This window comes from Desulfatitalea alkaliphila (assembly GCF_022968795.1).
GTDB classification, from domain to species: domain Bacteria; phylum Desulfobacterota; class Desulfobacteria; order Desulfobacterales; family Desulfosarcinaceae; genus Desulfatitalea; species Desulfatitalea alkaliphila.
The window spans coordinates 52676-76626 of the sequence record NZ_JALJRB010000011.1 but is presented as its reverse complement, the minus strand read 5'-3'; the positions used below and the strand labels follow the sequence as shown (position 1 = coordinate 76626).

19 protein-coding genes are annotated in these 23951 nt (G+C 61.9%); 14 read left to right on the top strand and 5 right to left on the bottom strand.

The features are described from left to right. Positions 1-24 precede the first annotated feature (24 nt). Positions 25-2316 (bottom strand): hybrid sensor histidine kinase/response regulator, encoded by a 2292-nt coding sequence (locus MRX98_RS11505; protein WP_246907851.1) that lies wholly within the window; start codon positions 2314-2316, stop codon positions 25-27. Positions 2317-2409: 93 nt separating this feature from the next. After that, positions 2410-2970 carry an HD domain-containing protein gene (locus tag MRX98_RS11500; RefSeq protein WP_246907848.1) on the bottom strand — a complete coding sequence of 187 codons (561 nt, stop codon included), beginning with the start codon at positions 2968-2970 and terminating at the stop codon, positions 2410-2412. 269 nt (positions 2971-3239) lie between these two features. On the opposite strand from MRX98_RS11500, the gene MRX98_RS11495 reads away from it, so the two are divergent. The 10 genes from MRX98_RS11495 to MRX98_RS11450 all read left to right on the top strand — a co-directional run bounded on the left by MRX98_RS11495 (position 3240) and on the right by MRX98_RS11450 (position 16256). Then, on the top strand, positions 3240-5981 hold the full coding sequence (locus MRX98_RS11495; RefSeq protein ID WP_281432316.1) for a 2-oxoglutarate dehydrogenase E1 component: 2742 nt from the start codon (positions 3240-3242) through the stop codon (positions 5979-5981). 94 nt (positions 5982-6075) lie between these two features. Beyond that, on the top strand, positions 6076-6237 hold the full coding sequence (locus MRX98_RS11490) for a hypothetical protein (protein ID WP_246907842.1): 162 nt from the start codon (positions 6076-6078) through the stop codon (positions 6235-6237). A 118-nt stretch (positions 6238-6355) separates the two neighbouring features. Further along, the gene (odhB, locus tag MRX98_RS11485; RefSeq protein WP_246907840.1) at positions 6356-7678 is read left to right on the top strand and encodes a 2-oxoglutarate dehydrogenase complex dihydrolipoyllysine-residue succinyltransferase; all 1323 of its coding nucleotides are present in this window, start codon (positions 6356-6358) and stop codon (positions 7676-7678) included. Between the two features lie 2 nt (positions 7679-7680). Continuing rightward, entirely contained in the window at positions 7681-9093 is a 1413-nt protein-coding gene (lpdA, locus tag MRX98_RS11480; protein ID WP_246907837.1) for a dihydrolipoyl dehydrogenase, read from the top strand. A gap of 142 nt (positions 9094-9235) precedes the next feature. Beyond that, entirely contained in the window at positions 9236-10678 is a 1443-nt protein-coding gene (locus MRX98_RS11475) for an acetate--CoA ligase family protein (RefSeq protein WP_246908090.1), read from the top strand. Positions 10679-10787: 109 nt separating this feature from the next. Further along, a complete protein-coding gene (locus tag MRX98_RS11470) occupies positions 10788-11594 on the top strand; it encodes an SDR family NAD(P)-dependent oxidoreductase (protein WP_246907834.1) in 807 nt (268 codons plus the stop codon). Between the two features lie 157 nt (positions 11595-11751). Then, the gene (locus tag MRX98_RS11465; protein ID WP_246907831.1) at positions 11752-13224 is read left to right on the top strand and encodes a CoA-binding protein; all 1473 of its coding nucleotides are present in this window, start codon (positions 11752-11754) and stop codon (positions 13222-13224) included. After that, positions 13221-13925 (top strand): acetate--CoA ligase family protein, encoded by a 705-nt coding sequence (locus MRX98_RS11460; protein ID WP_246907828.1) that lies wholly within the window; start codon positions 13221-13223, stop codon positions 13923-13925. The genes MRX98_RS11465 and MRX98_RS11460 overlap by 4 nt, the downstream gene beginning before the upstream one ends. Continuing rightward, positions 13906-15696 (top strand): SLC13 family permease, encoded by a 1791-nt coding sequence (locus MRX98_RS11455; RefSeq protein WP_246907825.1) that lies wholly within the window; start codon positions 13906-13908, stop codon positions 15694-15696. The genes MRX98_RS11460 and MRX98_RS11455 overlap by 20 nt, the downstream gene beginning before the upstream one ends. Positions 15697-15755: 59 nt before the next feature. Next, on the top strand, positions 15756-16256 hold the full coding sequence (locus tag MRX98_RS11450) for a GNAT family N-acetyltransferase (RefSeq protein ID WP_246907822.1): 501 nt from the start codon (positions 15756-15758) through the stop codon (positions 16254-16256). A gap of 79 nt (positions 16257-16335) precedes the next feature. Here MRX98_RS11450 and MRX98_RS11445 read toward each other — a convergent pair whose 3' ends face one another. Beyond that, positions 16336-18018, bottom strand: a complete 1683-nt coding sequence (locus tag MRX98_RS11445) for an AMP-binding protein (protein WP_246907818.1) — start codon at positions 18016-18018, stop codon at positions 16336-16338. 28 nt (positions 18019-18046) lie between these two features. Further along, positions 18047-18616 (bottom strand): helix-turn-helix domain-containing protein, encoded by a 570-nt coding sequence (locus tag MRX98_RS11440; RefSeq protein WP_246907815.1) that lies wholly within the window; start codon positions 18614-18616, stop codon positions 18047-18049. Between the two features lie 385 nt (positions 18617-19001). Here MRX98_RS11440 and MRX98_RS11435 point away from each other — a divergent pair, with 385 nt between their 5' ends. The 3 genes from MRX98_RS11435 to MRX98_RS11425 all read left to right on the top strand — a co-directional run bounded on the left by MRX98_RS11435 (position 19002) and on the right by MRX98_RS11425 (position 20965). Next, on the top strand, positions 19002-19769 hold the full coding sequence (locus MRX98_RS11435; protein WP_246907811.1) for an SGNH/GDSL hydrolase family protein: 768 nt from the start codon (positions 19002-19004) through the stop codon (positions 19767-19769). A gap of 224 nt (positions 19770-19993) precedes the next feature. Continuing rightward, positions 19994-20473, top strand: coding sequence for a DinB family protein (locus MRX98_RS11430; RefSeq protein WP_246907808.1), 480 nt, complete (start codon positions 19994-19996; stop codon positions 20471-20473). A gap of 90 nt (positions 20474-20563) precedes the next feature. Beyond that, positions 20564-20965 carry an SAM-dependent methyltransferase gene (locus MRX98_RS11425; protein WP_246907805.1) on the top strand — a complete coding sequence of 134 codons (402 nt, stop codon included), beginning with the start codon at positions 20564-20566 and terminating at the stop codon, positions 20963-20965. Positions 20966-20987: 22 nt separating this feature from the next. Here the strand turns inward: MRX98_RS11425 and MRX98_RS11420 are convergent, their stop codons facing one another. Then, entirely contained in the window at positions 20988-21941 is a 954-nt protein-coding gene (locus MRX98_RS11420) for a SphA family protein (RefSeq protein ID WP_246907802.1), read from the bottom strand. Between the two features lie 175 nt (positions 21942-22116). Here MRX98_RS11420 and cydD point away from each other — a divergent pair, with 175 nt between their 5' ends. Then, positions 22117-23835, top strand: a complete 1719-nt coding sequence (gene cydD, locus MRX98_RS11415; protein WP_246907789.1) for a thiol reductant ABC exporter subunit CydD — start codon at positions 22117-22119, stop codon at positions 23833-23835. Positions 23836-23951 lie beyond the last annotated feature (116 nt).

The following is a 23951-nucleotide window of genomic DNA, read 5'->3' as shown; positions in this document are numbered from 1 at the left end:
TCTGTGCTTGAAACCATTGCGCAATCACGATGGGCGCCATGATGGCGCAGCAGCGGGTGGTTCGGATGCCTGCGTCGGTTCACTGGACAGCGCGTTTTTGACCGCCAATCCCAATTTTTCCATGGAATATGGCTTTTTCAGATATGCCCCGGCACCCAGGCGCAATGTTTCCTTGATACGCTCGGTTTCGGAATAGCCACTGGCGATGATCGCTTTTTGGCCCGGATGCAAGGCAAGGATGCGTTTGTAGGTTTCGAGGCCGTCGATACCGGGCCGCATGATCATGTCGAGCAACAGCAAATCCACCTTGTGCGTTTTGCAGTGCGCCACCGCGGCCAAACCGCTGTCGACGGCTTCCGGCGCATAGCCCAGCACGGTGAGCATTTTTGAGGCGACTTCCCTTTGCGTGGCCACATCGTCCACAATCAGGATGCGTTCGCCATGGCCGCGGTAATCCGCGACGGAAAGGGTGGGCGTTGGTTGCAGAACCGCTTCGCGAGTTGCCGGCAAGTGGATGGTGAATGTTGTGCCCCGGCCCGGTCCGCTGCGCACATCGATGTGGCCGCCATGGTCCTCCACGGTGCCCCAGACCACCGCCATGCCGAGTCCCGTGCCGCTGCGGCCCATCACTTTTTTGGTGAAGAAGGGCTCGAAAATCCTGTCGATATCTTCCGGGGGGATGCCTTCACCGGTGTCGCGGACCGTCAAAACCACATAATCACCTTCCGCAAGATTCCCGGACGTCGCCTCGTTCTGCTCCACATATCGGTTGGCGGTGGACACAAAGATGGTCCCCTCGTCCTTGATGGCCTCCGCGGCATTGGAAATCAGGTTCATCAGCGATTTGGACAAATGGATCGGCGATCCGGATATGTTGAGCAAAGAAGGGGCCAGCTGGGTTTCGAACTTCACTTCGGCATGAAATGCCTTGAGGGTGTGAAATTCCGTGCTTTGTAGATATTCATGCACCAGGGTGTTCAGATTGGTGATCTCCTTGACGGCGACGCCTCTTCTGGCCAGGGTCAACAGATCCTGAACGATGGCCACCGCCTTTTCCCCCGACTTTTTGATGCCCATGATGGGTTTGCGCAGCGGGTCGGTTTCCGGCAGATTCATGAGCAGCAATTCGGGATAACCGACAACGCCCGACAGGGTGTTGTTCAGGTCATGGGCGACCCCTCCGGCCAAGGCGCCCACGGCTTCCATTTTGCGAGCCCGCTGCAAGTGCTCCTCCATCAGGCGATTTTCCGTGATGTCCCTTGACAGCCCTTGGAATTTGACCGGTGCGCCGTCGCCGTCGCGTACCAATGTCGCCAGCAGACTGAGAATCCGGATCCCTTTGTGGCGGGTGCGGATCTCGATATCCACCGACTGAGCGGCACTTCCGGAACGAAAGAGCTTGTTGAACGCCCGCACCAGCTTTGCGGCATGGGCGCCATCCACCAAAGTGCGAAAATGGGTCCCGATCAATTCAGCGCCGCTATATCCCAATTGAACTCCCAGGGAACGGTTGAAAAATGTCAGCTTGCCCTGCAGGTCGACCTCGAAGTAGGCGTCTTCCATGGTCTCCAAAATCGTACGATACTTCTCCTCGCTTTCCTGCAGGGCTTTGGCGATGGTTTTGCGCTCCTCTATTTCGAGCGCCAGTTGGCGGTTGAAGGCGGCCAGCTTGTTGCGTTCTTCCAAAAGCTGCCGGGAAAGGCTTTTGGCCGCCTGATCGGACTGCCCGATGCGGTTGGAAAAAAAGGTGGTCAGCAAAGCGGTGGCCACGTAAATGAACAGCAAATCGATGGTGATCATCAGCCAGTGGTGCGCGCCCTTTCCCGCATCGAACAGGTGTGCCCAGAAATCGGTCTTGATCAGCATCCAGATGCCGAGCCAGGTCACGAAACTAACGACCATGGATGCGATGGCACCCGGCCAGCCCAACAATATGCAGGCCATGATACTGAAGGCGAAAAGCCATTCCCGGGAGGACAGGAAGGGGCCGACGGTGAGCACGATGGAAATGCCGATCAAATAGATGAGGCCGCAGACGGTCGCGGCGCGCCATTCGAAACGTGCTTCGGGAAAGAAAAAAACCAACAGGCAACCGACATAGCCGATGGTGCATGCAAACAGGATGTACCAATAATCATGCTGGATATTGTCATACATGCCCAGCAGCAGCGCAAGGAATCCAACGGAGACCGCCACCAGCACAAACAGGTAAAGCACGATCTCCTGCCAATGTTTCGGCGCGTCGGGATCCAGTACGGCTTCGGGCGCATATTTGCGATAGAGGTTCGTGGCGATTCCAAGAAGCCTTGATCGCATGCCCGCTGGTATCAACTTCCTCAAATATCGTTGTGTCCGTTGCAGTGCAAAAAAACACTTGTTCGCATGGCATTCGGCATGGCGCACTGCTTGTTATGGCGGACAGCGCTCGGCGTCCACCCGGTCGCACAGTTGCAGCGGCGTGAAGCGCAGGTAGGCGAACAGCCGCTTCTCCAATTGATCGGTTTGCTCCCAGACCTTTTGCAACATCCGGACATGGGTCTCGGTTTTGGCGTAACGCGCGAGAATGTATTGCATGCGCTGGTCCAGAGGCACGATCTTGTCGTGGAGCACCCGCTTGTCGGCGTAGTTGACGATCTCCGCCTCGTTGGGCGCCTCGGCCGCGAAGTAGGCGTCCAGCACCACATGCTGGCGCACCACCTCGCCCACCTCCGGGAATCCCAATCCGGCAAGATATTCACCACCGGTTTGGGCGTGATTTTCGCCGGTGGTGAAGCTGCGCGGTTTGGTGATGTCGTGCAACAGGGCCGATGCATGGACCAGAGGCCGGTTGAGCGGCACACCGGCCGCTTGCAAAGCGTCCGTGAGCAGCAAGGCCACTTGGCACACCAACTGGGAATGGGCCAGGATGTGCTCCGGCATGTCCATGTCATCCAGCAGGCTGAGGCATATTGCGCGTTCAGGGATGTGCACGGTCGACCTCCGCTGTTAACCGATCAGGTGCCATTGATGGACGATCTTTGGTCCAACCTCTCTATTTTCGGCCCAAGGGGGATAAAAGTCAAAGAAATGTTGCACATTCGACCAACCAAAGGAACCCGATTGACACCCTTGGCGCTTTTGCCTATCATCCATCACAGAATGAACCCTGATCACCGGCCAGAACCACCATTCACCGGTCCCGATCCCGAACTGTTCGCCGATCCGGGGTCACCCGGCCACCGTTCAACCCCTTCGAGAAAATGAGCAGCATGCAGATACCCGAAGCCTTGAATCTGGACTATATCGACGAGCAGTATGCACGCTACCGGAAAGATCCCCGATCCGTGGGCCGCGAGTGGCGCCTGTTTTTTCATGGATTCGACATCGGCCGGGAGCAACCCGCTTCGGCGGCCGGACCCGCCGCGGCGGGGGATTTGGCGGCCAGGGTGGCCGAGCTGATCCACCGCTACCGCGACCTGGGCCACCTGTTGGCCTGCATGGATCCATTGAGCGCCTGCCCCACCGAACACCCCCTGCTGGCGCTGGAGGCCTTCGGCTTGTCGGACGACCACCTGGAACAAGAGGTGGAAACGCCCCAACTGACTTTCACAGAGCGGGCCACCCTGAAGGAAGTGCTCCGGATTTTGAAGGAGACCTACTGCCGTTCGGTGGGCGTTGAGTACATGCATTTGCAGGATCCGGACGAGCGGCGCTGGCTGCAGGAGCGCATGGAGCCATCCCGCAACCGTCCGGACCTCGATCCGGACCAACGCAAGCGTATTCTGGAAATGCTGGTGCGGGCCGCCCTGTTCGAACAGTTTTTCAACAAGCGCTATGTGGCCGTGACCCGTTTTTCCCTGGAGGGCGGCGACGGCGTGATCCCCATGCTCGATGCCTTGTTGCGCCGGCTGGCACGACAAGGCGCTCGGGAGGTGATCCTGGGCATGGCCCACCGTGGCCGGCTGAACGTGCAGACCAACATCCTGGGACGACCGGTGGCCGAGCTGCTGGCCGAGTTTGAAAACTGCTACGACAGCAGCCAGGTGGTGGGTGCCGGCGATGTGAAGTATCACAAGGGCTACCTGGGCGAAATCGACCTGGGGCAGGAGGGTAGAGTAGAGGCGCTGCTGGTGAACAACCCCAGCCACCTGGAAGCGGTATCGCCCGTGGTGGAGGGGGTGGCCCGAGCGCGCCAGGAGATGGCCGGCGAGGCGGGCCGCGGCCGGGTGGTGCCCTTGCTGCTGCATGGCGATGCGGCCTTCGCCGGTCAGGGGGTCTTGGCCGAAACATTGAACATGAGCCAGCTCAAAGGGTACGGCACCGGCGGCACCCTTCATGTGGTGATCAACAACCAGATCGGCTACACCACCTTGCCCGACGATGCCCGTTCCACGCGCTACAGCACCGACGTGGCCAAAATGCTGATGGTGCCCATCTTCCATGTGCACGGGGAGAACCCCGAAGCGCTGGTGCATGTGATCGGTCTGGCCGCCGATTACCGGGCCGCCTTCGGCAAGGACGTGGTGGTGGACGTGGTGTGCTTCCGCCGCTTCGGCCACAACGAAGGCGACGAACCTTACTTCACGCAGCCCGGCATGTATGATCGCATTCGGCAAAGGCCTTCGCTGCACAAGCTATACGCGGAAGCGCTGATCGAAGAGGGGGTGATCACCGCCAAGGAAACGGCCCGCATGGAAAAGGCGGTCACGGACGCCATGGAACAGGCCTACGCCGAGGTGCACGGTACCACCTGCCCCTTTCCCGAAACCCCCTTTTACAAGGAGTGGGAACCGTTCAGCGGCCGTTACAGTTCCGATCCGGTGGACACCGCCGTGGACCCCGAACGGCTGCGGCAATTGGCCCGTACCGTCAACACCCTGCCGGACGACTTCACACCCCACGACAAGATCGGCCAGTTACTGCGCCGCCGCCTGGAGGCGGTGGAAAAGGGCGAAGGCATCGATTGGGCCAATGCCGAGGCGCTGGCCTTCGCGACCTTGCTGGCCGAGGGAACGCCCATCCGTTTGAGCGGCCAGGACAGCGCCCGCGGTACCTTCAGCCAACGCCATGCCGTGGTGGTGGATCGCAAAAACGAGCGACGCCACGTGCCGCTGCAACACCTCGACGGCCCGGCCGCGCCCTTCCGGGTCTACGACAGTCCCTTGTCCGAGGCATCGGTGCTGGGTTTCGAATACGGTTACGCCCTGGCTCAACCCCGCGGTTTGACTCTCTGGGAGGCCCAGTTCGGCGATTTCATCAACAACGCCCAGGCCGTGGTGGACCTGTTCATCGCCAGCGGCGAAGCCAAATGGGAACGGCTCTGCGGACTGGGCCTTTTGCTGCCCCACGGCTGGGAGGGCTTGGGGCCGGAGCACTCCAGCGCCCGCCTGGAGCGGTTTCTGCAGCTTTGCGCCGGTGCGAACATGCTGGTGTGCGACGTGACCACCCCCGCCCAATATTTCCACCTGCTGCGCCGCCAGGCCAAGGCCGCCTACCGCAAACCGCTGGTGCTCATGACCCCCAAAAGCCTGCTGCGCCATCCGAAGGCGGTCTCTTCCCTGACCGATATCGCCGAAGGCCCTTTTCAAACCGTGCTGGACGACCCGGCGCAACCGACCAAGGCCCGCAAAGTACTGCTGTGCAGCGGCAAAATATACTATCAATTGTTGCAGCGCCGCGAGGCGCTGGAAACCGACAACGTCGCCATCGTCCGTTTGGAACAATATTATCCCTTTCCCACGGAACAACTCAAAACGATTCTGTCCGGCTACACCCGCGCCAAAGAAGTGACCTGGGTGCAGGAAGCGCCGGAGAACATGGGCGGCTGGTGGTTCGTCCGACCGCTGATCCAAGCATTGATCGATCACCCCCTGACCTACGTGGGCCGCAAACCGGCTTCATCCCCGGCCACCGGTTTTCCCAATATTTATAAAGCGGAGCAGGAGCGGATAATCGATGAGGCGGTGGGGGCGCTCAAGGGGAAGGGGGAGGCGGGGAAGTAGAATTAAAAATAGTTTTAAGTTTTAAGTGTTAAGTTTTAAGTTAAGGTAGTTTGTCGATTGGATGCGCCTTGGCGAGGTAGGAGCTTGTGCGGTTATGCACGCATTACGGATGATTAAAGGGCCGAGCTTGACGCATCATCATTGGAGCCCTGCCGACCAAAAAGCCGGATTGCCGGTAGATAAAGACAAGAATAATGGCAACTACATGCACATTCCGGTCAATGCTTTTGCTTCGCCATTCGATGTTGGCGGTTAGCCGCACACAAAAAATACAATGACAGCATTCCTTAACTTAAAACTTAACACTTAAAACTTAAAACTTTCTTCCATTAAATCTCAATGTCCGCCCTCAGAACAAGGAAGGAGAACGTTGCATGGACATCAAAATTCCAACCGTCGGCGAATCCGTGCAGGAAGCGGTTTTGGCCGAGTGGTTCAAGCAGGACGGCGATGTGGTGGAGAAGGACGAGCCTTTGTTCGTTCTGGAGACCGACAAGGTGACCCTGGAGGTGACCGCCGAGGTGGCCGGCACCTTGACCATCCTGGTGGCCGCCGGCGAGACGGTGGCGGTGGGGGCCGTGGTGGCCAGGATCGAGCCGTCGGGCAAGAAGCAGCCGGCGGAAAAAAAGGCGGCTGTCGAGGATGCGGCGACGGAGAAGGAAGAGAAGTCTGCCGAAAAAGAGGATTCGGCGGAGGAGGATAAAAAAGAGCAGCCGCCGGAGGAGAAGGAGAAGCCATCGGCAGCGAAAGTGAAGTCCGGGCCGGAGGCGAAGGAAAAGGGCGAGGCCCCGGAGAAGAAGGGCGGGGAAGGGGCGCCAATTTTGTCGCCGGCGGTACGGCGCCTGGTGGCGGAAAAGGGGCTAGATGCCACAAGCATCGCCGGCACCGGTCCCGGGGGGCGAATTACCAAGGGGGATGTGCTGCTGGCTTTGGAGCAGGCGCCGGCCGGGGTGCCCGATGAATGTGTGCCGCCGGCCGAGCTGGGCAAGGACCAGCCGCCGGCCGAGGTGCGCAAGGCCATGTCCCCCATTCGCAAGCGTATCGCCGCCCGGCTGCTGGAAGCCAAGCAGAACACCGCCATGCTCACCACTTTCAACGACATCGACATGAGTCGTGCCATGGCCTTGCGTGCCGAGTACAAGGAGGCTTTCAAGGAGAAGCACGATATCTCCCTGGGGTTCATGTCCTTTTTCGTCAAGGCATCGGTGGCCGCGCTGCAGGAGTTCCCGGAGGTCAACGGCTTCATCGACGGCAGCGATATCGTCTACCACAACTACCAGCACATCGGCGTGGCCGTGGGGACACCCCGGGGGCTGGTGGTGCCGGTGATCCGGCATGCCGAGCGCATGGGCTTCGCCCGGATCGAAAAGGCGATCCTCGACTACGTGGCCAAAATCAAGGAGAACCGCCTGGAACTGGCCGATCTGGAAGGGGGCACTTTCACCATCAGCAACGGCGGCGTCTACGGCTCCATGCTCAGTACCCCCATACTCAACATGCCCCAGAGCGGGATTCTGGGCATGCACCGCATCGAGAAGCGGCCGGTGGTGGTGGATGACGAGATCGTGATCCGGCCCATGATGTACGTGGCCCTGAGCTACGATCACCGCATCGTGGACGGCCGCGAAGCGGTCACCTTTCTCAAACGGATCAAGGAGCTGGTGGAAAACCCCGAGCGGCTTCTGTTGGAGGTGTAATCATGGCAGGAAAACAGGATTACGATCTGGTGATCATCGGTTCGGGCCCCGGCGGGTATGTGGCCGCCGTGCGGGCCGCCCAACTGGGGCTCAAGACCGCCTGCGTGGAGAAAGCGCCCCGCCTGGGCGGCGTGTGCCTTAACGAGGGGTGCATTCCCAGCAAGGCGCTGCTCGACTCCAGCGAGTACTATCACCTGGCGCTGCACCAACTTGCGGATCACGGGGTGAAAACCGGCAAGGTGAGCCTGGACCTCAAGACCATGATGGCGCGCAAGGAAAAGGTGGTGGAGGAGTTGACCGGCAACGTGCGCAAGTTGCTGGAGAGCCACAAGGTGACGATCATCGAAGGTACGGCCGCCATTGCCGAACCGGGAGCGGTCGCGGTCAAGCCCAACAAGGGCAAGAAGCAAACCCTGTCCACGCGCCACATCCTGCTGGCCACCGGTTCCGCTCCCGTGACGCCCCCCGGCCTGGATTTCGACGGCGAGCGCATCGTCAACTCCACCGATGCCTTGCGCTTTGACGCGGTGCCCAAGCACCTGGGCATCGTCGGCGGCGGCTACATCGGCCTGGAGCTGGGTTCCGTTTGGCTGCGTCTGGGCGCCAAGGTGACGGTGATCGAAATGCTGCCCAAGATCGGCACCGGTCTGGACGGCCAGGTGTCCCGCACCCTGGATCGCATTTTGCGCAAGCAGGGGTTCGATATGCGCCTGGGCACGCGGGTCAAATCGGCCAAGGCATCGGCCAAGGGGGTCTCCGTCACCGTGGAGAAGGATGAAAAGAGCGAAGACCTCACCTTTGATCGGCTGCTGGTGTCGGTGGGCCGACGGCCCTTGACCCGCGACCTGGGTCTGGAAGAACTGGACGTGAAAACCGACGACAAAACCGGTCACATTATCGTGGACGCCGCCTACCAAACCAGCGTGTCGGGCATCTACGCCATCGGCGATCTGGTGCCGGGCCCCATGCTGGCGCACAAGGCATCGGCCGAAGGTATCGCCGCCGTGGAAGGCATTGCCGGCCGCCACGGCGAGGTCAATTACGACGCCATTCCTTCCGTGATCTACACCTGGCCGGAAGTGGCCGGCGTGGGACTGACCGAGGAGCAGGTCAAGGCGCGGGATCTGCCTTACTGCGTCGGCACCTATCCCTTCACCGGCGCGGGGCGGGCCCGCTGCATGGGCGAGACCGACGGTTTCGTCAAGCTCATCGCCCATGGCAAGACCGACCGCGTGCTGGGGGTCCACATCATCGGCCCCCGGGCCGCCGACATGATCGCCGAGTGCGTGCTGGCCATGGAGTTCGGCGCCGCTTCCGAAGACATCGCCCGTACGGTGCACGGACATCCCACGTTTGCCGAGGCTTTGCAGGAGGCGGCCATGGCGGTGCGGAAGTGTTCGATATATGCTTCATGATGAAAAGAAGTGTTAAGTTTTAAGTGTTAAGTTTTAAGTTGAGGAATTCTACCGATTGGATGGGGGGTGGGTTTTTCGCGAGACCTTACTCCTTGAGTGAGTGGTGGCGGGCTGGATTGGAGGGGTTGTTTTTTTGGATTCTGTGACGATGCAAGCTATGGAGGCGATTTTCAGGCCGCGGGCCATTGCGGTGGTGGGGGCCTCTGATACATTCGGTAAGTGGGGGCATCGGTTGGTGCAGCGGCCTTTGCAGACCGGGTATCCCGGTGCCATCTATCCCATCAACCACCGCCGGAAGGAGATTCTGGGGCTCAAGGCTTACCCGGACCTGGCCTCCGTGCCGGGGCCGGTGGATTTGGCGGTGGTGGCCACGCCTACGGAGACGGTGCCGCAGGTGTTGCGCGCCTGTGTCGCGCGGGGCATCAAGGGCGCGGTGGTGATCACCGCCGGATTCGCCGAAACCGGAGAGCAGGGTGCCCGTTTGCAGGAAGAGATGACGGTGGTGGCCCGCTCCGGCGGCATCCGCCTGGTGGGTCCCAACTGTATGGGCATCTGGAGCGCGGCCGGGGAGCTGAGTCTTTGCTTTCCCAAACGCCCCAAAACCGGTCCCATCGCCTTTGTCTCCCAGAGCGGCACTTTCGGCGTTTCCATGGCCCAGGTGGCCGCCACCCAGGGCTACGGCTTGAGCAAATTCATCAGTATCGGCAACCAGGCCGATCTGGAGGTGTCGGACTACCTGGATTACCTGGCCGAGGACGATGATACCCGGGTGATCGTGCTTTATCTCGAAGGGCTCAAGGACGGCGCCCGTTTTTTCGATACCGCCCGGCGGGTGGTGCGCCGCAAGCCGATCATCGTTTACAAGGCCGGCCGTTCGGCGGCCGCCGAGCGGGCCGCCATGTCCCACACCGCCTCCATCGCCGGATCGGCGGCGGTCTTCGACAGCATGTGCCGGCAGATCGGCCTGCTGCAGGCCGCCGAGTCCTTTCACCTCTTCGAAATGGCCCAGGCCCTTTCCGGCCTGCCCCTGCCTCGGGGCAACCGGGTGGCCATCCTCGGCAGCGGCGGCCAGGGCGTGGTCGGCACGGACGCCTGCACGGCGCTGGGGATCGCGCTGCCGGAACTGGACGCCGACACCGCCCGGCGCATCAGCGCGCTGCTGCCGGGCCATGCACCGGCGGCCCGCAACCCGGTGGATTTTGCCGGCAGTCACCGCACCGCCCTGCAAGAAGCCGAGATCATCGAGATGTTTCTCAAGCTCGATTACATCGACGGGGTGATCAGCAATGTGCCGGTGAGCCCCCAGCTGTTCGACAGCAGTCTGAAGATCGATCCCGACGCCGAAGATCTGCCCGAGGCGGTGCGCATCGCCGTCGAAGGCGGCCGGCGCTACGCCGCGCTGCCTCGCAAGTACGGCAAGCCGGTGATCTGCCTGCGCTTCGCACCCCTGGAGAACGACATCATGGAGGCGATATTGGGCCAAGGGGGTATCCCTGTGTACAGTTATCCGGAGCAGTGTGCGCGGGGGATGGGGGCGTTGGTAGAATATGCGAAAGTCAGGCGGAGGGGCGAACCGGGTGGTTGATAACGGGCGCGGGGGAAATGAGAAAAAGTTTTAAGTTTTAAGTGTTAAGTTTTAAGGGAAGGTATGTTTCCTTTTATATTTACTTCTTGGATTGATTTGGAGGTTGTTTATGGGCGGTCGATTGGATGGGAAGATTGCTGTTATTACGGGGGGTACCAGTGGGATCGGTGAGGCGACGGCGGAAGTGTTCGCGGCCGAGGGGGCCACGGTGGTCATCGCCGGGCGGTCCGAGGAGAAGGGCGCGGCCATTGCCGCCCGGCTGGGCGACAAGGTGAGTTACAAGAAGTGCGATGTGACCGAGGAGGCGGACATCAAGGCGCTGATCGAAAGCACGGCCGAAGCCTTCGGACGTATCGATTGCCTGTTCAACAACGCCGGCGGTAAGGATCGCGGCACCCTGGACACCGTGACCATGGACGATTTCGTCTACAGCATGAAGCTGCTCTTGGGCAGCGCCGTGCTGGGCATCCGCTATGCGGCGCCGGTGATGAAGGCCCGGGGATCGGGCTGCATCATCAACAACTCCAGCATCGCCGCCCTGCGCTCCAACCAGGGGGGATATCTCTACAGCGCGGCCAAGGCGGGCGTCACCCAGCTGACCCGCATCGCCGGCGTGCAGTTGGGCCCCCACGGCATTCGGGTCAACTGCATCTCTCCCGGCGCCATCGCCACGCCCATCTTCTATGGGGGCTCCCAGGTGGCCCAGGCCTTGGATGACGAGGCCAACCAGCGCAAGATGGACAAGCTGATGCGCAACCTGGCCAGGGCCACGCCGCTGCCGCGGGCCGGTATCGGCAAGGACATCGCCTATGCCGCTTTGTTTCTGGCCAGTGACGAAGGCAGCTTCGTCAACTGCCACGACCTGGTGGTGGATGGTGGGCGCACCTCGCTCTTTTACGAGAAGCCGCAAGGGTAGCAAAGGCAAGACATGCCGATGACCGCTGCCGGGGGTGTGCGGGGCCGAAAGGCGCCCGCATGCCGCCATCCGGCAGCGGCCGTGTATCGGTGCGCCGCCGGCACAATGGGCGTGGCGGCAAATGCAGCAGTTGACCCGAGGAGGCGACCTTCGACCGATGAACGACATGCCATCATCTACGGTGACCACTGACTTCGAGCGCATCTTCCATCCGCGGCGCATCGCCATTGTGGGTGTTTCCACCCGCGGGCCGGGGTTCGGCAGCGGCATTTTCCACTCGCTTCGCACCATCGGGTTCGAGGGCGAGATTTTCCTGGTCAACCCCAAGGGCGGGACCTTGGACGGCGTCCCCATTTTGCCCAGCGTGGCCGATATCCCCGGCGCCATCGATTTTGCCATCATCGCGGTGCAGGCCCGGGCGGTGCCCGAAGCACTGGAATTGTGCCGCCGCAAGGGGGCGGCGGGCGCCGAGATCTTCTCCTCCGGCTTCAAGGAGCTGGGCACCGAGGAGGGGCGGCTGCTGGAGCAACAGGTGGTGCAGGTGGCCCGGCGCGGGATCCGCGTGATCGGCCCCAACTGTTTCGGCATCTACTGCCCCGCGAGCGGTTTGACGGTGCTGCCGGGCCCCGACCTCTCCCGTGAGAGTGGGCCGGTGGCCTTTCTTTCCCAGAGTGGCGGGATGGCCATCGATTTTGCCAACACGGGCAAATCCATCGGTTTGCGGTTCAGCAAAATGGTCAGTTTCGGCAACGGCGCCGATTTGCGGGAAGTTGAACTGCTGCGCTATTTGACCGATGATGCCGAGACCGGTGTCATCACCCTTTATATCGAAGGCGTCGCCGACGGCGCCGCTTTTTTTGACGCCATGCGGGCCGCGGCCCGCCGCAAGCCGGTGATCGTCTACAAGGGCGGCCTGTCCAACGCCGGTGCGCGGGCCGTGCAGAGCCACACCGCCTCCATGGGCGGCAGCCGCCGCATCTGGCGCGCCATGCTGCGACAGGTGAATGCAGTGCAGGTGCGGGACCTGCCGGAGATGAGCCAGGCGGCCCTGGCCTTTGCCATGCTGCCGCCGCGACCGTTCCGCCGGATCAGCGTGCTGGGCGGCGGCGGCGCCCTGGGGGTGGCGGCGGCCGATGCGGCCGAGCCCTTCGGCTTGACCATCCCGGCCTTTGACCCACCCCTGGTCGAGCGCATCGAGGCGATCCTGCCCCGACCGGGCTCTTCCGCCGGCAATCCTGTGGATGTGGCCAACCCTTTTGTGGCGCCCGAAGTGCTCAAGGAGGTGTTGCTGCTGGCCGCCGAGGACCCACGCATCGAATTGCAGATTTTCATCAGCCTCTTGAGCCACTACAAGAACATGGCCCGCATGATGGGCCTGCCCGTGAAAGAGGTGGCGCCTTACCGCGATCTGGCGGCCCATTTCCAAGAGGTGGCCCGCCGCACGGGCAAGCCGGTGGTGGTCGTGCTGCCCAATCCGCGCAGGGGCCTGGATCACCTGGATGTGGTGGAGATGATCGCCCTGGCGCGCCGGACCTTCATGGCGCATGGCATCGTGGTGTTCGACGAGCTGCACGAAGCACTCCGGGCCATCGGCCATTTGAATGTTCATTACGGAAGGAAAACGGTATGAACCAGGCGATGGCGCAACAGATCATCCAAGAGGCCCTGGCCCAAGGGCGCAAGGCCTTGTCCGAGCACGAGGCCAAACAGGTGCTGACCGCTTTCGACATACCGGTCACCCGGGAGGTGCTGGTGACCGACCGTACGGCGCTGGCCGACGCTGCCGCAAGCATCGGTTTCCCGGTGGTGATGAAGGGGTGCGCCGCCGACATCGTCCACAAAACGGAACGGCATCTGGTGCGCCTGGATGTGCGCGATGCGGCCGAGGCGCTGCGGATGTACGATGAGATCGTCGGCGCCATGCAGGGCGTCGACGGCGGCGTGTTGGTACAGGAGATGGTGCGGGGGCGGCGGGAGCTGGTCATCGGCCTGACCCGCGATCCCCAGTTCGGGCCGTGCGTCATGTTCGGCCTGGGGGGTATATTCACCGAGATTTTAAAGGACATCGCCTTCCGCCGCGCGCCTTTGAGCCAAGGAGATGCAATGGAGATGATGGCGGAGATCAAGGGCGCCGGGATTCTGGAGGCGGTACGGGGCATGCCCGCCGCGGACAAGGAGGCGCTGTCGCGCATCTTGATGGCGGTGGGTAACATCGCCCTGGCCTTTCCGGCGGTCGCCGAAATCGATTTGAATCCGGTGATCCTGGCCGGCGAACGGCCCGTGGCCGTGGATGCTTTGATGGTGGTGCGCCATGATGGGGATGACCGTTGACCAGACCATCGTTTTCGCCATTTTGCTGGCGACCTTGCTCCTCTTCGTCTGGGGGCGCTGGCGCTACGATATCGTCGCCCTGGGGGCTCTCTTTCTGGTGTTCATTGCCGGGCTGGTGCCGCCTGCCGAGGTGTTTCTGGGGTTCGGCCATCCGGCGGTGATCACCGTGGCCGCCGTGCTGGTGATCAGCCGCGGCCTGCTCAACGCCGGCGTGGTGGATGCCATGTCCCGCCTGCTTTCCCGCGTGGGCGACCGTCCCACGGTGCAGGTGGCCACCCTGACCGCCATCGTGGTGCTCTGCTCGGGCTTCATGAACAACGTGGGGGCACTGGCCTTGCTGATGCCCGTGGCCATCTGGCTGTCGCGCAAGAGCGGCCGTTCGCCCTCCCTGCTGCTCATGCCCCTGGCCTTCGGATCCCTCATCGGGGGGCTGCTGACCTTGATCGGCACCCCGCCCAACATCATCATCGCCACCTACCGCACCCAGACCGATGCGCCGCCTTTCGGCATGTTCGATTTCGCCCCCGTGGGCGCGGGCGTGGCACTAGTGGGCCTGGTGTTCATCGCCCTGGTGGGTTGGCGCCTCACCCCCAAGCGGGAGAGTGCCGAATCGGCCGAAGAGTTGTTCGAGATCGACGACTATATCTCGGAGGTGATCGTCGCCGAGGAATCCAAAATGGTCGGCCGGACCCTGTTCCACCTGAACGCCGCCATGGAGGACGGCGAGCAGATCACCGTTGCGGGCCTGATCCGCGGCGACCGGTACATCCCCGCGCCGTCATGGTACGAAGTGCTGCAAGCAGGGGATCTGCTGGTGGTGGAAGCCGACGCGGAGGAGTTGCAGTTTCTGGTCGAGGAACTGGGGTTCGAGTTGGCGGAGAACAAGGTGGACCACAAGGAGGCGATGGAATCGGAGGAGATCCGGATCATCGAGGCCATCGTCACCACCGGTTCCGTGCTGGTCGGGCGAACCGCGGCGGGCATGCGGTTGCGGCGCACCCATCATGTCAACCTGCTGGCCGTGGCGCGCCAGGGGCAACGGCTCAGAACCCGCCTGGGTCAGACCCAACTGGCCGTGGGCGACATCCTGTTGCTCCAGGGCGGCCAGGAGGCGCTGCAGGCCGCCCTGACCCACTTGGGGTGCCTGCCCCTGGCCGAACGCGGCTTTCGTTTGCCCAAACCGCGCAAAGTGGTGATGGCCGTCGGCATTTTCGGCGCGGCGATGGCGGCGGCCGCCTTCAATGTAATGCCCGTGCAGATCGCATTCATGGCGGCGGCACTGATCATGATCGTCATCGGACTGATTTCGGTGGAGGAGATCTACGAGAGCATCGACTGGCCCATCATCATTTTGCTGGGGGCCATGTTTCCCTTGGGCAATGCCCTGGAAACCACCGGCGGGGCACAACTGATCGCCGACAAGATGATGCTGTTGTCCGACCACTTCGCCCCGGTGGTCACTCTGGCGGTGCTCATGGTGGGCACCATGCTGCTGTCCAACGTGGTCAACAATGCCGCCGCCGCCGTGCTGATGGCCCCCATCGCCATCCACCTGGCCCTGGGCATGGGCGTGTCGGCCGATCCCCTGTTGATGGGTGTGGCCGTGGGGGCCTCCTGTGCCTTTCTGACGCCGGTGGGTCACCAATCCAACGCCCTGGTCATGGCCCCCGGCGGGTACCGTTTCGGCGACTATTGGCAACTTGGCCTGCCCATGTCGATCCTGGTGGTGGCGGTGGCGGTGCCGTTGATCACCCTTTTTTGGCGGTTCTGAAATTGCCGATTGCCGGTCAAGCGGTCCGGCCGGCGACCGCATTCTCTTGGAAGGAACGCATGATCGGTTTCCACAAGGTTCGATCACAAACGCAAATCGCGGCCGTGGCGCGGCTGGCGCGCGAGATCTGGACGGCTCATTACACGCCCATTATCGGTCGGGCGCAGGTGGACTACATGGTGCAGAAGTTCCAGAGCGCGCCGGCGGTGGCGGCACAGGTCGACGAGGATTATGCATACTACCTGGTGACAAGTGACGCACAGGAGGTGGGCTACCTGGCCGTGGTGCCGGATGTCGACGACGGCTCGCTTCTGCTCAGCAAGATCTATCTGCTCGCCTCGCAGCGCGGCCACGGCCTGGGCAAGGAGATGCTGCGGTTCGTGGAGGATCTTTGCCGCCGCCAAGGGCTGGGGATGGTCTGGTTGACGGTCAACAAGCACAATGCCGCCGCCATCGCCTGGTATGAACGGATGGGTTTCACCAATGCCGGACCCATCGTGCAGGACATCGGCGGCGGCTTTGTGATGGACGACTACAAGATGGAAAAGACCTTCGACTGAAGCCGCCGCCCTGCGCTCCTTGAACAATGGGGGTCCGCGGTTCGGCTGAGGGCCGCTGCAATTCGGCAACGGCCGGGCCCTATTTGTTGGCGATGCCCATCTCTTCCACCGACATGCGGTCCGGTCCGGGGAACAGCGCCACGGACATCTCCTGCAACTTGTATTTTTGCACCTTGCCGCTGGCGGTCATGGGGTAGCCGTCCACGAAGGCGATGTGCCGGGGGATCTTGAAACGACTGATCTGCCCGCGGCAGAAGTCCTGGATGTCCTCGGCCTTCAAATCCACCTCCGGCTTCTTGATGACGAAGGCGCCCACCTCCTCGCCGTACTTGCGGCTGGGCACGCCCACCACCTGCACGTCCACCACCCCTTCCATGCGGTAGATGAACTCCTCGATCTCCCGAGGGTAGATGTTTTCGCCGCCGCGGATGATCATGTCCTTGTGGCGGCCGGTGATGGCCAGGTAGCCGTCGGCATCCATCACCCCCAGATCCCCCGAATGCAGCCAGCTCTCGTTGTCGATGGTCTTGGCGGTGGCTTCGGGCATGTTGTAATAGCCCTTCATGACGCTGTAGCCGCGGCAGCACACTTCGCCCTGTTCGCCGGGGCCGAGGATGCGTCCGGTTTCCGGATCGACGATTTTGACGTCGATGTGGGGCATGGCGCGGCCCACCGTTTCGGTGCGGCGCCGCAGGTCGTCGTCGGGCAGGGTCTGGGTGATCACCGGCGAGGCCTCGGTCAGGCCGTAGCAGATGGTGATCTCGCGCAAATTCATCTTGTCGATCACCTGGCGCATCACCTGCACGGGGCAGGGGGAGCCGGCCATGATGCCGGTGCGCAGGGAGGAGAAATCGAACTTGTCGAACAGCTTGTGGCCCAGCACGGCGATGAACATGGTGGGCACGCCATAGAGCGCCGTGCAGCGCTCCTGTTCCACCGAGGCCATCAGCTGCACCGGGTCGAACTTTTCCAGGATCACCAGGGTGGCGCCGTGGCTGACGGCGCCCAGCACTCCCATGACGCAGCCGAAGCAATGGAAAAGGGGTACCGGCACGCAGAGCCGGTCTTTTTCGCTGAAGCGCTGGTTGCGCGCGACCCAGTAGCCGTTGTTGCCGATGTTGACGTGGGTCAGCATCACCCCCTTGGGAAATCCGGTGGTGCCGGAGGTGTACTGCATGTTGACCACATCGTCGGGTGTCAGTTCGGCCTGGCGCGCGGCATAGGCCTCCGGCGGGGTCATGGCGGCCATGGCCATCACCTCGGGCAGGGCGTAGAACCCCCGGTGCTTTTCCATGCCGAGAAAGAACAGCCGTTTGAGATGGGGAAAGCGGGCGCTTTGCAGCCGGCCGCGCTCCTGTTTCTTGAGCTCCGGCACCAGGTCGTAGACCGTCTGCAGATAGTCGGTGTCCATGTGACCGTCGATGATGAACAGGTTTTCGGTTTCGGACTGCTCCAGCAGGTAGGCCAGCTCGGCCCGTTTGTAATTGGTGTTGACCGTCAACAGGATCGCCCCGATTTTGGCCGTGGCGAACTGCAAGGCGACCCAGTAGGGCACGTTGGTGGCCCATACCGCCACCTTTTCCCCCTTGGCCACGCCCAGCGCCATCAGGCCCCGGGCCAGCTGGTCCACCACGCGACCGAATTCGGTGTAGGTCATGCGCAGGTCGCGGTCCACGTAAACCAACGCTTCATTGTCCGGATAACGGCCAATGGTGTCGTCCAGCATCTGCCCCAGGGTCAGTTTGCGCAATGGCTCACTCATGGTATCTCCTTTGCCGGATGCCCACGATCTATTTGGGGATGTACAGCACTGCGTAGATGGCGGCCTTGGTGCCGCCCTTGCAGCTGACATAGTGCGGCACGATGGAGTTGTAATAGATGCTGTCGCCCACCTTGAGGGTGTGGTTCGCATCGCCGTACTGCACCTCGATCTCGCCTTCCTGGACAACGATGAACTCCTCGCCTTCGTGGCTCGACAAATGCTTGTCCACGGCCGATTCCGGCAGCAGTTCGACGTAGAAGGGTTCCATGTGGCGGTCGCTCTTGCCTTTGCCGAGGGAGAAAAACTTCATGTCCGCCGGCTTGTCCTTGCCGCGCAACATGCTCAGCTCGCTTTTGCGTGCCTCCCGGCGCATGATCAAGGGGTCCTCACTGAATTGATCGTCCAGAAAGGTGCCCAGGCGCACATCCAGGGCCCGGGCGATTTTGAGCAACGGCCCGAGGGAGGGGTAGACGTTGTCCTCGATCACCGACGTGAGAAAATCGGTGGAGAGGTCCGTTGCGGCAGCCAGTTCGGTCAAGGTGAGTTCCTTGCGTTCCATATATGTCTTGATTCGCCGGCCGACTTTTTCCGATTTCATAAAACCTCCATGGCTGGTGTGGGTCCGGTGCACAGGGTTGATGTCGCATATCCGCTTGGCTCCGCAGCCGTTTTCGTGTCCTGCGCCGCCAAAACGCCCGTCCTTATAACCCATGATCCTTCGGTGATCAAAAAAAAAGTGACCCTATGGGCCCACGGCCATTTTCCGGTTGGGCCGGATCGAGGGTTTTCGACGGTCATTTCCGGGGGTTTCCCCATGGTGCGGCGGATCCGGGTTTGCTAGTATGCGCCGTGAGCGACCAACAGGCCGGAGCGATTCAACATCAGGCTTCCTTGTGACGCTTTGTGCTCGGGACCGGCAGTGATAACGTACGTGAACCGGTTATTCGCTCTTGTCTATTCCATCATCAATCAGGGAGGATGTCATGAAGATGAAGAAAGGCTGGAAAGTATGGTTGGGCTTGAGTCTGTCAGCGTGTCTTGTATGGGCCATGGTCGCCTGCGTGCCATCGGGGGGCAATGTCAATTCCCAAGTGGTGATCATCGGTGATTCCATTTTTGCGCTGTCGGGTGAAATTCACAATGAGTTGGAGCGCCTTTCGGGAGAGCGCTACCGTGACTACGCGGTCAGCGGCGCCCAGTTGGACGGGGGATCGTTCGTAACGCCCATTCCCGATCAATACGCCAGGGCCGTGCGGGCGGACGGCAACATCCGGACCGTCATCATGGACGGCGGCGGCAACGATGTGCAGGTGGGCGCCCGAATGTCTTGCTCCGGCGGCACGGTCAGCGCGGCCTGTCGCCGTGAGCTGGCGCCTTCCCTGGAGGCGGCCGATGCCCTGTTTGCAAAAATGCGCCGCGATGGTGTGGAAAATATCGTATATATGAACTACTTTTTCATTCTCGACACTTCCATGCGCCCGGCCTTTCTCTATATGCACGACGAGATGGAAAAGCTGGTGCAAAAACACGGCGGCGTTCTGGTGGAACCCATGCCGATCTTCAACGCCAACCCGCAATATATCGGTCCGGACAGAATCCATCCCACCGATCAAGGCTCGCGGGTGCTGGCCAACCTGATCTGGGACACCCTGCAGGCCCATTGCATCGAACAGGGGCCCGGTTGTGTGCCGGACGTGGATAACGGCAATAATGGCAACGACCCCGATCCGGGCCCCATCGGATGCAACTGAAAATCGACGGTGCCGGTTGAGGCTTGGATCTCGTCCTATCCCCCACGGTGGCTGCTACTCCAAAAGCGAATACCCCGCGGCCGGATGTCAAATAGGAAAAGGGCGCTTGCTTGGCGTAATCAAGGGAGCGCCCTTTCCGGTTTTCCCCTTTACATGGCAGCGGCGTTTGGTACATGATGGTGGTGTAAACCCTATGCTGAATCCATGTGGAAAGGAATGTGTCAATGACCACCGTTGCTCAGCAGTTGGCCGAACGTCTCAAGGCTTTCAACGATGAATTGATCCGGTTTGTCCAATCCCTCGACGCGGATGCTTGGCAAAAAACCTGTGCCGGCGAGAACTGGCCCATCAATGTGGTGGCCCGGCATATCGGCGTAACCCATTACCGGGCCGTCGATTTGGCGAAACTGGTGGCCGCCGGCCAACCTCTGCCCGACTTCACCTATGCGCAGATCGACGCCATGAACAAGGACCACGCCGCCAAGCACACCCAATGCACCAAGGAGGAGGTGTTGGACATCTTGCAAAAGCAGGGTGCCGCAATGGTGGACCATGTGTCGGGCCTGGACGATGCGGCGCTCAACCGCACGGCCACCGTGGCGGCCCTGGGCGGTACGTTCAGCGCCAAGCAGATCCTCGAAGCCATGGTGATCCAATCGGGGACGGAGCACCTGGAGAATATGAAGCGGGCCGCGGGTGCCTGATGGAGGGCTCGCGCAAAAATTACTTCCCATTTTATCCAAACCGCCATTCATCGCCGATCAAACGGCGGACGGCATAGGTTCGCACACCCCATGGATATCTGTTTCCACTCCATCGGCCATGTCCGCACCGCCACGGCGGACAGCGCCATTCCCCACCACTGGAGCGCCTCCGATATCGAAGGCACCCTGGACATCCATCCCCGCTACCGGGAAGGCGCGCGGGACATCCAGGCCGGACAGAAGATCGTCGTTCTGTTCCACTTCGACCGCAGTCCCCCGTTCAGCGACGACCTGCTGACCCAAATCCCGCGCCAACGGCGGCATCGCAAGGGGGTTTTCAGTATCTGCACCCCCAAGCGGCCCAATGCCATCGGCATGTCGGTGTTGTCGGTGCTGTCGGTGGACGGCGGCCGGATTCGCGTCAAGGGCGTGGATATGTTCGACGGCACGCCCATCTTCGATATCAAGCCTTATGTCGCGGCGGAGTACTGAGCGCCCGACCAACCCCCGAACCCTAAAAATGGTAGACGAAGCGCAGCTGGAAGCGCTCGCCTTCGGGGCGGTTTTCGGCCTGGCTTTCGAAATAGGCATTGAAGAACAGGTGGGCATCCTTGCTGATGTGCAGCAAAAGACCGGGGCCGATGCCCAACGCCTGCTCCTTGGTGCCCGGCTGTTTGTTGCCGTCGACTTTGTCGTCGCTGAGCTGTTTGAGGTAGTAGCCGCTGATGCCCAGGCGCAGCATGGGCAGCACCTGGTAGGCCGTGGCGAAGTTGAGGTGCACCGCCTGGCCGGCCTGGCTGTCATCGGCTGCGAGGCGGTGGTTGGGGTTGCCGTTTTTAGCGTTCCACAGATAGTGGATGCGCGTGGAGACGGTCCATTTGGGCGTGATGAACAATGTGCCGGCCCAATAGGGATTGAAGGAGAAGAAGTTGCTGCCCGGGTTCAACTCCTTGGTGCTGCTGTACTTGCCGGTGGGCAGGATCAGGGACAACTCGACCCGGTGCATGAACCGCGGGCCATTGGCGCCCATGACGGGGTCCCATTGCAGCAAGGGGCCGACCGTCAGGTCGCCCAGGCCCGCGCCGTTGTCTTCGGGAAATCCGGGGACCGCATATGAGGCGTCCAGCGAAACATAGGGGACGATCACATTGAGCCCCCATTTGCCGCCCGCCAGAACGGCTTGATCGGATTGATAAATAAACTGGGTCAGGCTGATCCAGGCTTCCAGATCTTCATCGGCAAAATCCGGAAAGGCGCGCTTGCCGTTTCCATCGGCAAAGTAGTCCGACGTCCAGCGTTGCACGTACTGGCTGATATAGAGTCCCGGTCCGGCCGGCGGACCGCCGTCCAGGAAACTGGTGACGCCCAGGTTCACCGAGGGCAGGTTGTAAGCATGGACCGGCGTGCCGGCCATTGAGAGCGTCAACACCATGATCACCATCGACAGCCGGAGGCAAAACCGTTGCATCTTCTTTCTCCTTGTTGTGGGATTGGGGGGTGGGGTGCCAAGGGCGAGAATATGACAAAATCAGCCGGCCGGGTCAACGTTGAATGCGCAACCCGGACGGTTTCCGTCCAAGGCCGGACGATGCGACTTTTGGACTTCGGCATCGGCGCTTTCGGTGATATGGTGGGCGCCATCTATGGAAAAGCGATCCCTGCAAACCTGGTTGCATCAACAGGCGGCGTCGCCGGTCCGGCGGCGTCTGATATTGGCCGTCGCCCTCGGGCTGAGCGCAGGGGTGCTGTTGATCGTTCAGGCCGGCTTGCTGGGCGCGGTGGTGCATGACGTGGTGTTCGACGGCCGCACCGTGGGCGATGTCGCCCACATGCTGATCCTGCTGCCGCTCCTCATGCTGTTACGTTTCGGGCTGGTGTGGTTGGCGGAAAATTTCGGCGTTCAAGCGGCGCTGCGGGTCAAGGCCGATCTGCGCATGCGACTCTACACCCATCTGCAGCGGATGGGGCCCGAGCGGTTGCGCACCCGGTCCATCGGTGCGTTGACCCACCAGGTGGTGGACGGCGTGGAGGGGCTGGAGGCCTACTACGCCCGGTTCCTGCCCCAGGCCGCCTTGGCGGCCTTGATTCCCCTGGCCGTGCTGGCCTTCGTCTTTCCGTTGGACCTGACCAGCGGTCTCATCCTGCTCGGCACCGCTCCCTTCATTCCCGTGTTCATGGTGCTCATCGGCGGTTATGCCGAAAAGCTCAATCAGCGCCAGTGGCGTCGCCTGGCGGCCCTGAGCGCGCGTTTTCTCGACAGCTTGCAGGGTTTGCCCACCATACGGGCCTTCAATGCCGTGCGCCGGGAGGCGGACATCATCGCCCGCATCACCGATGATTATCGCCGGACCACCATCGGGGTATTGCGGGTGGCCTTTCTTTCGGCGCTGGCATTGGAATTTTTGGCCACCATCAGCCTGGCCCTTGTGGCCATCTTCATCGGTTTCAAGTTGCTGGCGGGGGACCTGTTGTTTCAACACGGGTTTTTCATCCTGTTGTTGGCGCCTGAGTTCTACCTGCCCTTGCGCAACCTGGGCACGCAGTATCATGCCCGGCTGTCGGCCCTGGCCGCCGCCGAGGGGTTGATGGCCATTTTGGCGGAGCCCGCCGCACCCGCCGCACAGCGCCGGGAACATGCCCGGCCACGCTGGCGTTCCGTGGCGTTGCACCTCGATGGGGTCCGGTACCGCTACCCCGGCCGGCAGCCGGTGTTGCGCGGCCTGCAAATGACGGTGCCCGCCGGCACCCTGGCGGTGCTGGCCGGGCCCAGCGGCAGCGGCAAAACCACCGCGCTGCGCTTGCTGCTGGGCAGCCTCGTGCCCGATCGGGGCACCATTGCGGTCAACGGCGCCGATCTTGCCCGTTTGTCCAATGCGGCATGGCTGGCCCACGTGGCCTGGGTGCCCCAGAGCGCATTTCTCTTTCAGGGCACCTTGTTGGAGAACCTGCTTTTGCCCGAAAGCAGTGGCGCCGGGGCACCGGACATGGGCGCATTGGACCGCGCGGCCGCCCTGACCGGCTTGGACCGCGACCTGGCCGCACTGCCGCAAGGATGGCACACCCGGCTGGCCGAAGGGGGCGAAGGGCTCTCCGGAGGTCAGCGCCGCCGTTTGGCGTTGACCCGCGCGGTGCTCAAGGACGCCCCCCTGTTGCTCCTGGACGAACCCACGGCGCACCTGGACGCCGCCGGCCGCGGCGCCATCGTCGCCACTCTCCGCTCCCTTGCCGGCCGGCATACCATCGTTGCGGCGTCCCATGATCCCGAGCTGATCGAAGCGGCGGACAAGGTGGTGTGGATGAATCGCGATGGTGACGGTGGCGCTGCGATCACCGATCCCGGCGCCGCCGACGGTCGGTGCTGACAATGGGGTATGAACGTGAAGCGTACAGTACAATGACTTGTCTGCATTTGACATTGAACATCGGGCATTGGGCATGCGCCTGCCGGTTTGGCGACGGTACCCGGACCGCAGGTGCG